Below are 14,654 nucleotides of genomic sequence, written 5' to 3'. Positions count from 1 at the left end.
TGACGAAAAGACCTGCCAAACTCAAGTATAAATAGTCTACCGGAAATGCATCAACCAGTGTCAGTACAATCAACATAAATCCAGCAATTGCGGACAATATGGTGATTACCATTCTAAAAAGTATTAGGCTTGGGTGACGAACTACCGCAACTTTTTCACCGTCACAATTCCAAGCGCCAAAAAGGCGTGTAGGGCCATCAAAATCGTCTCTCGGCGCAAACGCGTCTTTCAGGGTTTTGCATCTTTAAACTTACAACCGTTTAATTCTTCAGCCTTGGCGAGTCGTTCCTTATAGCTTAGGTTATGGAGATAATCTTTCGTTTGTTCTTCATAAAAAACACCACTTCGGCGATAACCTGTTTCTCTATCTATATACGCATCAATTTTTGCGAAGTCTTCTTTTTCTTCTTCGGTAGCTTCTTCACGGTACTTTCTGTTTCTTTCTTTAGCTCTCTCAATTAAATAAATATTCCGCTCTTCCTGAGTCATCTCTTCAATCTTTTTCATCAACAACTCCTTTTAGTTGACTACCATAAAGCACTTGTAATGATTAACGCCCTACCACACTTCCATGCGATTTACTTGGCAGTCGTCGGCATCAAAGTACTTTTTCATCACCTCTGGAAATGGGCTATTGCCGTGAGCATTCCTGTTATTCTTAAACTGGATTTCCATAGATTTGTGATAGTACTCGTCAATCGGTTGAGTAATATCCATAAACCTATTCATTTGTGACCAATCGTGAACATCACCTCCCCCTGCAATCCCAATACGATTTCCAAACCAATAATGTTCTGGGTATTTTCTACAACTTAAGTAACCCGTTTGCATCGATGCGCTACCTCGTGCGTTCTTTACTTCTGGACCAACAACATACTCAAGATCTTCTATGGGGATATAAAATGGCTTTCTGAATAAGGTGTAAGGCGTTTTTACCAGACCGGTATGGCGATTAAACTCTATTGCATCAATAAAACGAATTGCATTCCCTAATTTGTACATTATTAAAGGGAATGCAGTCAGTAAAAACAGCCCTAACCATGAATGCCAAGCAGGCATACTGTCGTCTGTCATACTAACTACTAATAAACTTATTCCAGCCAAAGGACCCCATACCAATGAAAGCAATCTAAGTGACCATAGCCCTGGAGAGCGCGGTACGGAAACAACCCGACCATCACATTTACTCGAGTAACTTACACCACTAAAGTCGTCTCTTGGCGCAAATCTGTCTTTACAGGGTTTTGCGTCTTTAAACTTACAACCGTTTAGTTCTTCAGCCTTGGCTAAGCGTTCCTTATAGCTTAAGTTATGAAGATGATCTTTGGATAGTTCTTCATAAAAAACACCACTAAGTCTATAGCCTGACCTACGATTTACATAGGCATGCCTCTTCGCTCTTTCTCTTTTTTCTTCTTCGGTAGCTTCTTCTCGATAATATCGTTCTCTTTCTTTCGCTCTTTCCTCTAGGTATTTATCTAACTCATCTTGAGTCATATCTTCAATCTTTTTCATTCTTCGTTTCCTTCTATCTTAATGGCGGCCTTTCAGGAAATCTGAACTTTTGATTTAATCTTGAAAGTTCTTTAATGTATCGAACCCCTTTAGTGATCAAATAACCATCGTCTTTTTTAGTCACCACCGTTGGTAAAGAGTACAACTTAGTTGCACTTTCTATCACTTTTTTACCTTTACCATTGGGGTAACTTTCTACTTCTATGATTAACTCAATAGAGCTACCAACTTCTAGGTTTAACAGTTCACAGAGCTTACCTTCAGTGAACTCAAAGTAATAACCGGTTCGATTAGGATATAGCTTCCAACCACTGCTAAGCTTGGCCAACTGATGATGATTTATCTCCTGTATTTTATCATCACCTTCTTTTGACCAATAGAAACGAGCAGAAAACCCTTCTGATTCATTGGTTAGTGGCGCGCTTACCTGTACCTTAAACACACTTAAAAATCTTTGAATATTTATCGAGGGAGAGTACAACATGCTGTAAAAATCGGTTAACGCATTTTCCATTTTTTGCTGCCATGTTGACGCCCGTATAGCTGAAGACTTATTGCTATCGTCTTTATATTTTTGTTGGCGCTTTTTACTCCAAGGACAGGCATTTAGCCAAGCCTCAATTTCAGACTCATGAAAAATCAGTAGTAGGCCAGCACCAATCAAGATAATCAACAACCCCAATAACCCTAGCGCACTTGCAATAGCGCCAAATGTTGCGACAGCGCCAACACTTAAAGCGGAAATTAAATGTGTTGCAGCGACTAAACTTGCTGAAGCGGTTAGTGACAAAAAACCCACCATCATCGTCATATTGGCATAATATAATGCGGTATCTCCGCTTTCCTTTTCTAACATCGCATCCTTAAACGCAACATAAGCGCTAACAGCTGCAGCAATTAATGTTACCGCATTTGCAGTAAAAACCAGTATTCCTCTTAACATCCCAATTGGGGATATATGTTCCGCTGAATTCCTTAAAATAGCGTTAACCTGTTTCGCGGTGGGTAACCCTGCCTTTTTTTCTACCACATTCGCACCGATGTTGATCATAATATCGGCAAAGTCAAATACAGCTGACACTTTAGCAAGCCCACTAGCGTTAGCATTTGTCATTGTGTCGTATAAATTAATTACTTCTAATGCAGCAATAAAAGATAGTGTCCCATTTAACGCTATATTGTAAGTTCGAGGTTTTACACTAAACTTTGAGAGTCTTTCCAATGACTCAACTTCCTTTTGTAGACTATCAAACTGCCACTCTTGTATATCAATGTCATTTACTAAGTCTCTGATCTTTGCTTCAGCTGAATTTATATCACCGGTCAAGCCTTTAACTTTTCTCGCATCCAACACCAATACTTTTTGCTGTAAGCGTTTTTGTGCAAATTCGGCTTTTATTTTTTGCCGCTCCAGTGTTTTTTCAATTTCACCCAAGGTACCATCCAGAGACAAAATATGATCTAACTGTTGCTGAACAATCTGTCCTCCACCCAACTCAGTTCTGACATAAGGGTGTGCTACAGGATTCTTCTGATGACTATCAGCAAACGCCTCTGCCGCTTTCTCCAGCTCATTCAGGCGCTTAGATGCTCGTTCAGCTTTTGACTGAAAATCCAGAGGTAAAAATCCATCAGGTAAATTGCCATCTAAATAATCTGCAATTGATAGGTTAATCTCTTTTATCAAACCATTTGTCGAAACATCTACTAATTGCTTAAATCGACCAAAGAGATCCCCTCTGACACTGTTTTCAAATCTGGCTGATTTTGCATACTCTATAGAGCTTGACAATGCACTAAGCTCTCTCTTTGCATTCGTTAGTTGATATTGCACATTGGAGGCAGTTTTTTTGATATCACGTAATGCTTGCTCTTGGCGTTTTATTTGTAAGTCTAGCTGTGCCACTACTGAGTCAGGATTCATCCCTCCTGCAACAGCCGCATTTAAAATTTGGTTACGCGCTTTAATATATGCACTAATTTCTGCTTGTTTAGCTTTAATAGAGCGCTCTAGTTCCACCTTTTCATCTTTTAGTGCATTTGTATCAAGCGCTAACGTTTCTGCTTTGGCTTTACGGTCTCCGTATACCGATTTGATATCCTGCCCTTGGGCTGCATTTAATCCAGTTGGCACCTCGAGGCCAATCACCAAAAATCCCCACATCGCCTGTGAGGCTCTTCGGAGCACTTGTTTTACCGCATCTGTATATGATGCGTCTTGGTCATGCATGGGCTGCAAGTTATCTTGCATAAGCGTAAGATCAAAGCGCGTGTCAAATTCGTCGTTTGAACCTTTAAGACGGCACTCATACGCAGTCATCTCATCCTTTATCTTTTTAGGATAGAACAGCTCAATTAATCTTAGCCTTTCAGTCGGATGCGTCCCCATCGCTTTTAGCCAACATTCTTGCCCTAAGTCATTCGCATCCAATTCATCTAACTTTTTGAAATCATCGTCTGACACCGCAAAATGACTGATCAGGGTAATGGTTAAGTCCTTTATTGGGCCGAGTACATCGGAGCATACTGCGTATAGTAAGCACCGGCGTATATCATCGTAGTAGGCATAGTCTTCAATGGAGTAATAAAAAGAATTGTTTTTTTGCTCGTCGCTAATAATCTCAAAGAGCTTCGCTTTTGATTGATTAATTTGCAGACCGAGTTCAAAGGCGCGGTCAGTGTGTAGATATTCTCTAAATTCAGTGGTGCTGAAGCTATCTTCTATATACTCCCGATACTGCTGTGCAAGATCTTCGGCGTCTTCATCAACTTCCACTCCGAGCGCCTTCTTCTTTTCTATTCCTTTTGGATAGTGAAAGAAAGTGCTCTGAATTGCAGTTGCTAACGAATGCTTTGCCAATTGGTTTGGACTAGGTTCAAAACGTTCTGTGTTTGACTCTGATTTAAATTCAGGGTCTTGTTGTATTGATTCTACGGGAAGGCTTAACAACTCCTTGCGGTATATCGCAACTCTGGCGCTGGTGTCACGGGCTAACCCTAAACTGTCGGCTAGTACCGGTACATACACACCTGACATATCTGGAACAGGTAAAACTAGGTGATCGGGTAATGTCGAATTATCGTAACCCTGCTTAAAACTTGCCAGTTTATCGAGTTTTTGCATTCTGTTGGCACGTCTGTTGGTCGCTTTGTCTCCGTTAAGACCGGGCTTTACACTTGGTCCATAATTTAAACGCGGATCCGTTTCAGCCATACCGCCAAATGCTTCAATTTGCTTCCAGCTCCATTGAGTTTCTGAATAAGCAATTTCTACACTACACTGTTGACCATACAACTTGTTTGGAACGATGATGGTACTTAATTCTTCTGTGGTGGCTTTTCGCTCACCTTTGTCAACCATCTCAAGTGCTAATTCTGTATTGTCTACACTACACTCTTTACCATAGTTATCTTTTTTATACGAATATTCAGCAACACGAATAACTCTATGACCCTTTTGAAAGGCTAAATTGACATCTTTAAACGCGACACCCTCACCATTTTCCCTTGGGAGTACTTCCAGTTCTCGCCACAAATGACCGTCAACGTAAATATAGATAAACCCTTCTCTTAGCTGATCTTCTCCCTCTATCCCCATTCTCAACGGATAAATATGAACCAACTCCACTTCTGCATCTTGCGCAGTGTCATTCGCCGAAGAAGTACCAAGTGGTATTTTGTAGTATCCCGAAGTGCCAAGATCTGGGTTAGTATCAGCAACCATCAAAGACACTTTCTCTTGGTCGTTTGCTAGCCCTTCAAAAACCAGCTCTCTGTGAGCGGTTTCAAGATTCGTTAAGTCTGGTACTGTAAAATCACTCATCCTAGTTTCACTCCATCCTTGTAATACTCTTTACCTGATACGCTTACTTTTAACTTTTTACTTCCTGATTTATCGGGGGTTGCATCTCTTTTTGCCACTGACAGTGAGCTAGGAGTAGCACCACCCGGTTGGTTAAGGGGAGAAGGCGGCGTATTTTTACTGTTAGAGATCATAAGATCTCCTTGGCGAACGGCGGGTTTTCCTTCGATATACACATCAAAAGAGCCGAGAATAAATTCGGCTTTGCCTTTTATAGTGCCGCTAGCGATACCTTTTTTTCTGCCGGGCTGATCGCCTGTGCTTTTTGAAAAGTTACTTTTTATATTGGCTGCAGGGTTGCCATTGATTTTTACCGAACTTGCCGTGCTCGCTGCATCACCCGATTTGGCGAGATTGCTATAAGGAATTGGCACAACAACCTTACCAATCTTAGTCCAGCAAACATCTATGGTATTTAGCATGCCACCACTGTCTTTATGGACTGCAGTGCGACCATTAATTAATACGTTTTGGCCGCTTACGATACCGACTTGTTGTGCTTCGCTATCTACATCTTTTTCAATTTGTTCCTCAGTGCCAGCTTGCCATCCTATTTTGCGCTCAACCAAATCTAAAAATGCCCGAGCGTTGTCAATGGGCATGTGCATATTCATGCCAGTCTCTGGCTCTTGATGAGGTAGAATTGGCTCGTTTTTTCCATCGTTCCACTTAGGCGGTGGGACAATATAGTCACTGGCAAACTCGGTTATCATTTCACCCAGCATCATATCGCCATATTTAGCCCGCGCAATCTCATCTATAAATGCGTTTTCACCGCTTGCTTTATCAGGAAATACGGCAATCCCATTTACACAGCCAATAGCACCACTATTTTTCGCTGCGATAGTAAGCTTTAGCAATGCGGGATTATTATGTCGCCACGACACACTCCCGCCTACTCGAAGCGTCGCAGACATTGCATCTTGATCGTACTGAATCGAATTTGGTTCTTTTCCCTTTACTGCTGCGATAAAGCTCATAACACACTCCTTGTTACTGAGATTAATTGTGGTTTTTCTTGCTCGGTGATCAGCCACACTCTGTCAATATGGCTATTTAACGGGTTATGTAGATAACTACTGGCAACCGCAAGTCCCATTGCATTATGGCCAGCGCCAATATACCCAATGGTATTTGCCGTGTTGTTGAGTTCAATTAACGCGTCGTGTTCTTGGTACAAGGCGCGGCTGGCATTGAGCCACTCTCTTTGCCACTGCTCACTGAGTAAGCGGGTCGAAATATAAGGCTCGTTTATCTCCGCGTGCAGCTCTTTTAATAGCTCACCTAAGCCGCCCTGATATGCTTTAATTTGGCATCCATCTTTACTCGCGTTTGTACCAAGCAGTACGCAACCGCCTTCACTTAATACAACACCTTCAGGGCCGCCAACAACTTGTAGCTTGCCTACCCAGTTTGGCTTTGACGCTTCATCATAACCAACGCAACTATCTACAAATATATAGAGACTATTTGGCGAGAGCGAATCTGTATCAAGCACTTGATACAACTGAATATCGTCAACGTTCAGGTCAAGATGGTCACAAAGCGCCCTAACATCGGACAGTTCTATAAATGGCTCTTCTGCTTTTGCGTAGGCAGTAATTAGATTAATGGTGCCATCCCACGTGTTAGCACTGCCATCAAGCCGTTGCTTTGTCTGACTTAACAAAGATTCAAGAATGGCTAAACAGCGGTCTTTACGTCGTGTGACCGAGATTTCTTCAATTTGCGCGCGCAAGTATGGGGCATCGAGGCTTATATCATATCTAACAATTGCTTTGCTTGGCGTGCAAAAGCGCATGTTATTTGCGACGGCGGTATATATAGCACTGGGGTGGTTACCGGCGGGGGTTTCTAGCGCGATTAATTCAAACTGCATGTGCCACTCCTTGCGCTTGTGCCTCTTCTACTAAGAACACACTGTTACTGCCTGTTTGGCTCTTTTTTACCCTTCCTCGCCATATTAATGAAAACTGCTGTGTTTGCGAGTCAATTACCAGCGTATCACACTGCATATCAATAGGCGTGGCGTCTGGGCCATTAACCAAACGACAGCGAGGTACGATTCTCGGCAACGTTAGCTTTAGGCTTTGTCCATAAGGTAAATCTGGTGTCAAGCCCATCATTTCAATCCACCAGCCATCACTAAACGGGTTTGGAATTTGTTGGTCTTGCGGCGCGACTTGATAATGCGCAGCGGGGACTACTTCTTTAAATGGAAACTTACCCGCGAGGGCTTTGGCTTCGTCAACCTCTGGGAGTTTGTCACCCCTTGGCGACCAAAATGGTGGGATCGCTGCAAAGCTTGCAACCGCAGTGTCGTGACTCGGTTTTTTTAATACCTGATTAGCATACTCCACTTGCGGCAATGGCTGGCCTTTCGCTTCTTTATTCTTGAGCTTATAACCACGACCAAGAGGGTTTTGGGTAGAAACTTGTTCTTCATCCGACGGACTTGTGCCGCCATAGGCAAGTTGGTAATTTAATACACAGGACGATAATACTTGTGGATCGCTCGCCACGGGCCCGAATAGCGATCGCTTCCACACACGCTCACCAGTAACTCGAAGTAATTTATCAACAAATACCCTGTCGTTACAGCCGAGTTTTAGTCCAACTTCAATCACTCGCGCTTGCTTATCGGTTGGTGGAAAACAGGTCAATTCACCGTATACTTCAAAACCGGTTTTATAAGGCTGAACTTCGCTAACGGCGGTTAGGCAGGCTTCAAGCCCTTCACCGTCAAAGTCATCAGCAAGTACAACAGGCGCTCCAGTTGGATCAGGATACACATTACCCTTTACGTCGTATTCAAAGTTTTGCTTCACAGCGATGACTACGATGGGATCTTTTTCCTCATCCCAAGCCTCAACCGTGCTACTTTGCCACTCGGATTCATTCACTAGCATGGTTCAACTCCTGTTTCACTGATTGCCACTGAAGATAAGCCATCGGCATGTAAAAAAGCGCAGCACCAAGTGCGTGCGAGGAAATCTTGGAAAGCTTGCGCTGAGTTGCAAGGCCAGCCAACCCCTGTTGTAACCAAGCCGCTGGCTCAGAGACTTTACGCCCTGCGAGTTGATGTTGGGTATTTGCTGTTATTAAGGCTTGGCGTTCGTATTCTGCTTGCTTAAAACTGGGCAGTTTTTGCGATTTTTGAGATTGAATACCAGTCTCTGCATCACTTATTGCGAATTCTTCAGGCAAGTCGAGATCGGTGATTTGTTTCCACGCCTCGTAAGCCGGACGAGCGGTACTGGGGACTTCGAGTAACTTAACTAGATTTTGTAACGAACGGGTATGAGAAAAGTACGGAAACACTTCTGCAATGTAGCTTGGATTATGCTGGCAATAAAGTAAGCATGGTTCATCCCATTTTGGTTCGTCGAGTAAGCCTGCCAGCTGCAATAGTTTTGCTTTTAGCGCGGCATCATCGGTCATCGCAAACCGCTTCACTAAGTGCTCTGAAAGTTGCTCTGTATTACACAGCCACATATTCACCAATGCCGTGTAGGCAATTTCAGGGTTGCTATGTTCAAGTGCGGCCATGAGTTGGTGGCGCGACAAGTTAGCCGTACTAAATGCTAAATAGATAAGGCTCGTAGGCCAATTTTCATCTGTTGATAAAATTCGCTGCCTGAGTGCATCACCTAAATCAATGCGCCATGCTGACAAGTTATGAATGAGCAGCTCAGCAAGCGCAGGTTCGCTGTTAATCGCCGTGATGATTTCACTTGCTTGATCTTCAAGTGCTCTTGTCCCAAAGAGATGGTTAATGAGTAACAACAGCTGAGGTGAGTCAATCTCTTGGGTTAACGTAAATACATCGTCAATCGACCCGTGCGCGATACAATCTAGTTGAGAGCGATTTATCCAGTGTTCTTCGTCCGTCGCAGCTAAGGTATACACATGATTTAATAGTTGTTTTTCAAGGGCATGTAAACGCCCAGTCTCAACTATTTGGCGCGCATTAAACTTTTGATAATGACGCCAAAGCGACTTGAGTTGTTGACGGTGAACGGCCAATTTGGTTGCAGCTAAAAACATAGTCACACCGTATCAGCTTAATTTAATCGAATTGGCCAGCCTTGGAGGCTGAGATCTTGCTCAATATCGGCGTTTAACAGTTTACCTTCAAGCTGTATCTCACCATTGCCGTTGATCGCAATGCTGCCATTTTTGGTTTTAACACAGACTTTTTGCTCGCCATTTAACACCACGGTACCGTTGTTATTTGTCACCGACGCTGCCGGAAAGTCATTCGGTGCCGATAAGCGACCAAGAACAATAGGCATTGCCACGCTATGTAGCAACACTTCATCGTCAATACTTACGCGTGTCACACTGTCTAGTTGACCTTTAACCTTCATTTCTACATTAGATTCGTCACACTTCACTCGTAACACTTTGCCTAATTTATCAATGGCAGATACACGCCATACGATGTTACTCAACGATGGTGGAAATTGTATGACATTGGTTTTCATAGACTTTGCTCCCTGCTTAGTTATGGCTAATTGCTGAGCCAGACACTGAAATGTTGCTGGCGCTTAAGTTCAAGTTGTTCGCATCAATGGTAATATTACCTGCCGCATCAATTTCTATTTTGCCGCCGCCTTGAGAAAGCTGAATTGAGCCGCTACCTTGGCCAACGATTGAAATGTTTCTATCGGCATTGATGGTGAAGTTACCATTTTGCGCCGCAAGCTCAACATTACCGTCAACACTGAAGTAACTGATGTCTTGCGCGGCCTCAAGATTAATGGATTGCTGCGCTTCAAATTGAATATTGCTGTCAGCAGACTGAATTTTAATGTCGGTGTCTGCAGTGAGTTGAATCGCTTCTTTGGCATTGATCTCAATATTGGACTCAATACTTTGGATATACACCGCATCTTCTGCGCGAATGCTTATTTCTTTGTCGGCTTGTGCCACAATATTCGCTTGTGATTGCAGCGTCATCGCTTCTTTCGATTTAATATCGATGTAACCTTTTTTGGTTTCAAGCTTGATAAATTCGCTGCCTTCTGTGGCATTAAATTCGAGCATATTTTCTTGCGCTTTGGTGAACAGTTGGATTTTTTCTTCGCCTTGTTTGTCATCCATCAACAAAGTGTTTTCTGCCTTCGTCACCAATTTATTTTCGGTGGCATTCTCTGCAGTTACCGGGCTTAGTGCTTCATCGTTAAATAGCGCACCAAGAATGACCGGTCTGTCTAAATCTCCATTTTCGCCCGCCACCATAACCTCAGTTCCTTTGTTTAAAGGAAAGTGCATGCCGTGCCCACCAGGCCCACCATAGTGCTGCATAAGTCGAGTCGGTTTACTCTCTTCTCCTTCACCATCTTGGTTAAATGGCAGCTTGACTTTATAGCGCCCTTTGTCATCGACTTCTTGCTCAATCGTGGCGTTAAACGATGCAAAAACCTTTTTGCGCTTAATAACAGGCGCTTTAAACTGCACATCAATTGGGATAATCGTCGCTTGGTTTTTATAGGTTAAGCCTTTTACCTTGGAACCGTATTCAACACTACCGCCTTGACAGCCTTTGTGGGCAACGGACACCACTAAGTATCGACCGCTGTAATTAAGGTGATCGGTTATGGTTAAAGCTACGCCCGGGCGAAGCGCTCGACAGTCGGTATCGATTACAAAAAGGTTTCGCTGACAATCAATGCTTTGCTGGTGTACTTTAGTAAGTGCATCGCCATCACCCTCAGTCATGAAGTTTTCAGCAAATATGCTGTCTTCACCAAAGCCGCCCACCTCTGTTTGATTGTTGCTATTAACGGACAGTGCACAGCCTTTTTCATAGTCTTCGTCATACAGCCTAAAGCCGCTATTTAGTAAGCTCGCTTTTTTAGAAAAGGCAAAAACAGACTCGCTCGGTCTAACCTGTCCAGTAGGTGACGCGTAAGGCAAAGTGATCTCTTCCATCTCTGAAGAAAAATCACTGCTGCTGACAAATATCGACAGATTGGCTTGGCTACCGGTTGACTCTGTGCTGCCGTAAACAAAACCGTAGCGGCGCATTAGACGCGTTACAAAGTCAAAATCACTTTCATCATACTGTACTGTCATAGCAAGGGAAGGTGATGATCCCTTCAATTGCAATTTTCCTGACGGGAACCCTGCCTTGTCTAACACGCTTTTAACGATGGTATCCGCAGACATGTCGGTAAAAACGCGATTAGATCGTTGATGCTTGAGCAACACCAAAAGTGATTGAAAGGATAAGGTATACACGTAGCCTTGATGACTGCGACCATGGCAGACATATTCGGTAATAATTCCCGAAACCGTTCTGTCAGACATCGCCCACGTAATGGAAAATGTAACATCTTTACCAATGACCAGATCAGGCTCAATTAGTTCCTCACTTAACACCTCAATATCGAAGCGATAGTCACTACATAAGCTGTCATTCTGTGATTCAAAACTCAATACTTTAAATAAACTCCCAGACAACCCCGCAATTTCGATTGCAAAGTGACTCTCGTTTGCCTTAGGCAGTTTATCGGCAAGTGATGCGAACATTTCCATTTTTGTCTCCTTACTCGTATCTACCGTTAACTTAAGTCGGCGAATACGGCTTCAATTTCACCATTTTCATCCAGTGTCAGCGTCAGCAGATCTGGCATATCTTCTTCGCTCATAAAGCCCAAAATGGAGCGAGCGATCCCAGGTAAAATTTGTTGTTCAATTGTTGCGTTAACCAATCGTGCGCCGCTATCAGACATAGCGCATTTATCGGCTAGATAATCTAGCGCTGTTTGATCTACGCGCAGTTGTATAGCGTGATTGTCACGAAGTCGCGCTGCGACCTTCTCTAACTTTAGTGCCACGATATGTTTTAACACATCAGTATCAAGCGGGAAGAAAGGCACAACCTGCATCCGTGCTAAAAGCGCTGGTGCAAAATGCGCGAGCAAGTTTGGCTTAATTAAGCTGACTAGCTGCTGAAAGCTCGGTCTCTCAAACGGTGTTTCTTCTTCGTTATTGTCTTGTGCTTCTTCGTCTTCAGGTACACCCTGCTGAATGATCCCATCCACCATTTGCTGCATGGCCTGCTGCTCGGTTTCTGGTGTACAAGCATTGATGATTTGCTCGGCCCCTAAATTAGAAGTCATGATGATAACCGTGTTTCTAAAATCGATTTCACGCCCTTCACCATCACGCATTACACCCATTTCAAACACTTGGTAGAACATATTCATGACATCTGCGTGGGCTTTTTCCACTTCGTCAAGTAACACCACAGAATATGGACGTTGGCGCACAGCTTCGGTTAACACCCCACCTTCACCATAACCCACATAGCCCGGTGGTGAGCCTTTGAGTTGTGATACCGTGTGCGCTTCTTGATATTCACTCATGTTTATCGTGGTTAAGAACTTCTCGCCACCAAATAGTAGCTCGGCTATGTGTTTTGCGGTTTCGGTTTTACCAACCCCTGAAGGACCTGCTAATAAGAATACGCCCAGTGGGCCAGATGAGGCCGATACACCCGCTTTTGCTACCCGTAAGGTTTGTGCAATCGCAGTCAATCCAGCATTTTGCCCCACAACACTTTGTGCCAGTGATTGCTCAAGCTTAAGTAAGTTCTCCAGCTCGTCTTTCACCATGTTACCTACAGGGATCCCAGTCCAACTTGCGATCACTTGCGCTACCGTATCACTGGTCACTTCGGAGAAAATCGCATTGTCATCTTGATTTAATGCAGCAAGCGCTTGTCTAATCGCAGGTTTCTCCTCGTCGCTCGCACCGTGTAGGGCATTATAAGTATCAATTTGCAGCTCACGACTTTGCTCAAGCTCAGCAAGCTGCTCTTGGGCTTGTGTAAGCGCATCGGTGAGACTTTGAATACAGGTTTGATCTGCAATCCCAAGCTTTGATTCGATCGCCAAGCGTTCAATTCTGCTTTGATAGTAACGGATCTGCTCTTTGGCTTTATCAATCACCACAGGCGATGTTGCCGGTCCCATTCTGACCATAGCAGCCGCAGTATCTAGTACATCAATGGCTTTGTCAGGTAATTGTCTACCTGTGATATATCGTGCAGACAAAGTAACCGCGGCTTCAATTGCACTGTCTGTGATTTGAATTTGGTGGTGCTTTTCGTATTTATCTTTCAGCCCCGTGAGCATGAGCTTTGCCGCTTGCTCGGTTGGCTCATCGACTTTAATTAATTGAAAACGGCGTTCAAGTGCAGCATCGCGCTCAAAATATTTTTTATATTCGCTCCATGTCGTTGCAGCAAGTGTTCTTACTTCTCCACGTGCAAGCGCAGGTTTTAGTAGGTTTGCGGCATCTCCCATGCCAGCGTCGCCACCAGCACCAATCAAGGTATGCGCTTCGTCAATAAATAAGATAACGGGCGTCGCTGAACTCTTTACTTCATCAATGACTTGTTTAAGACGACGCTCAAATTCACCTTTTACACCTGCTCCAGCTTGTAGCAGACCCATATCTAGTACGCAGATCTTAACTTCTTTAAGTTCTGACGGAACTTGCCCTTCAACAACGCGCTGAGCAAGCCCTTCTACCACTGCCGTTTTACCAACACCGGGCTCACCGACAAAGATTGGATTATTTTTGCGGCGACGACACAACACATCAATTGCGAGACGGATTTCTTCGTTGCGCCCAAGAACCGGGTCAATTGCACCAGAACGTGCTTTTTCAGTGAGGTCTTCACAAAATGATTCCAGCGCGCTTTCACCTTGTGAACGGCTATTCGACACCGTGTTGTCAGCATTTGGCTTACTAAATACTTGACGCTCAGTCGAGCCTTTACAGATCTTGTTTAAATTCTGCTTTAAGAAGTGCGTATCAATCTTGTCGAACTCGCGCGCCAGTCCAAATGCAGGGCTGTATATCGCCATGTCTTTGAACGAGTCAATCAGCGCAGCTCCTGTGATCCAATCATTTTGATGGCGCATATTTGCACTGAACCATGCTTTTTCTAACCACTCATAGAGGCGACGGGAGAAAACCGGCTTGCTCGGGTTACCAGCATCTTGTTGATTGATAAATTCGAGCGCACTATTCCACAATGCGTCTTGATCAACTTCGAAGAAAGGTAAGATCTTCGCAACATCGCCGTCATTGTGCTCTTCCATTAACTTTAATAGGTAATGCTCTGGTAGCACTTCAAAATGCTTTCGACTCGCTGCGAATCCAGCCGCGGCTTCTAACGCTGTCGCGCTGTGATGATTGAGTTTGTCTATGAGATTCTTTATGCCTGTTGCGTCCATCTTTTAATCCTTGCTATTCC

10 protein-coding genes are annotated in these 14,654 nt (G+C 43.8%); all 10 read right to left on the bottom strand.

The annotated features are described in order from the left end of the window. Positions 1-228: 228 nt before the first annotated feature. From BB427_RS23710 to tssH, 10 genes are read right to left on the bottom strand one after another with little or no spacing between them, the layout of a single operon-like run. Positions 229-507: a hypothetical protein gene (locus BB427_RS23710; protein ID WP_069019146.1), complete on the bottom strand. Its 279-nt coding sequence runs from the start codon at positions 505-507 to the stop codon at positions 229-231. A gap of 51 nt (positions 508-558) precedes the next feature. Next, positions 559-1,515: a hypothetical protein gene (locus BB427_RS05040; RefSeq protein ID WP_069019145.1), complete on the bottom strand. Its 957-nt coding sequence runs from the start codon at positions 1,513-1,515 to the stop codon at positions 559-561. 13 nt (positions 1,516-1,528) lie between these two features. Then, positions 1,529-5,338, bottom strand: coding sequence for a toxin VasX (locus BB427_RS05035; protein ID WP_069019144.1), 3,810 nt, complete (start codon positions 5,336-5,338; stop codon positions 1,529-1,531). Further along, positions 5,335-6,357, bottom strand: coding sequence for a DUF4150 domain-containing protein (locus BB427_RS05030; protein WP_069019143.1), 1,023 nt, complete (start codon positions 6,355-6,357; stop codon positions 5,335-5,337). The genes BB427_RS05035 and BB427_RS05030 overlap by 4 nt, the downstream gene beginning before the upstream one ends. Continuing rightward, entirely contained in the window at positions 6,354-7,256 is a 903-nt protein-coding gene (locus BB427_RS05025; RefSeq protein ID WP_069019142.1) for a hypothetical protein, read from the bottom strand. Before BB427_RS05025 ends, BB427_RS05030 begins: the two co-directional genes overlap by 4 nt. After that, positions 7,246-8,286, bottom strand: a complete 1,041-nt coding sequence (locus tag BB427_RS05020) for a DUF2169 family type VI secretion system accessory protein (RefSeq protein ID WP_254663583.1) — start codon at positions 8,284-8,286, stop codon at positions 7,246-7,248. The genes BB427_RS05025 and BB427_RS05020 overlap by 11 nt, the downstream gene beginning before the upstream one ends. Further along, positions 8,273-9,424, bottom strand: a complete 1,152-nt coding sequence (locus BB427_RS05015) for a hypothetical protein (protein WP_069019140.1) — start codon at positions 9,422-9,424, stop codon at positions 8,273-8,275. The genes BB427_RS05020 and BB427_RS05015 overlap by 14 nt, the downstream gene beginning before the upstream one ends. Positions 9,425-9,441: 17 nt before the next feature. Further along, positions 9,442-9,864 carry a hypothetical protein gene (locus tag BB427_RS05010; RefSeq protein ID WP_069019139.1) on the bottom strand — a complete coding sequence of 141 codons (423 nt, stop codon included), beginning with the start codon at positions 9,862-9,864 and terminating at the stop codon, positions 9,442-9,444. A gap of 16 nt (positions 9,865-9,880) precedes the next feature. After that, the gene (locus BB427_RS05005; protein ID WP_069019138.1) at positions 9,881-11,920 is read right to left on the bottom strand and encodes a type VI secretion system Vgr family protein; all 2,040 of its coding nucleotides are present in this window, start codon (positions 11,918-11,920) and stop codon (positions 9,881-9,883) included. 26 nt (positions 11,921-11,946) lie between these two features. Beyond that, entirely contained in the window at positions 11,947-14,634 is a 2,688-nt protein-coding gene (gene tssH, locus BB427_RS05000) for a type VI secretion system ATPase TssH (RefSeq protein ID WP_069019137.1), read from the bottom strand. Between the last annotated feature and the right edge of the window lie 20 nt (positions 14,635-14,654).

Origin of the sequence: Pseudoalteromonas sp. BMB, from assembly GCF_001709235.1 — a bacterium.
In the GTDB taxonomy this organism is placed as follows: Bacteria; Pseudomonadota; Gammaproteobacteria; order Enterobacterales; family Alteromonadaceae; genus Pseudoalteromonas; species Pseudoalteromonas maricaloris.
This window is presented reverse-complemented; position numbering and strand designations above follow the sequence as displayed.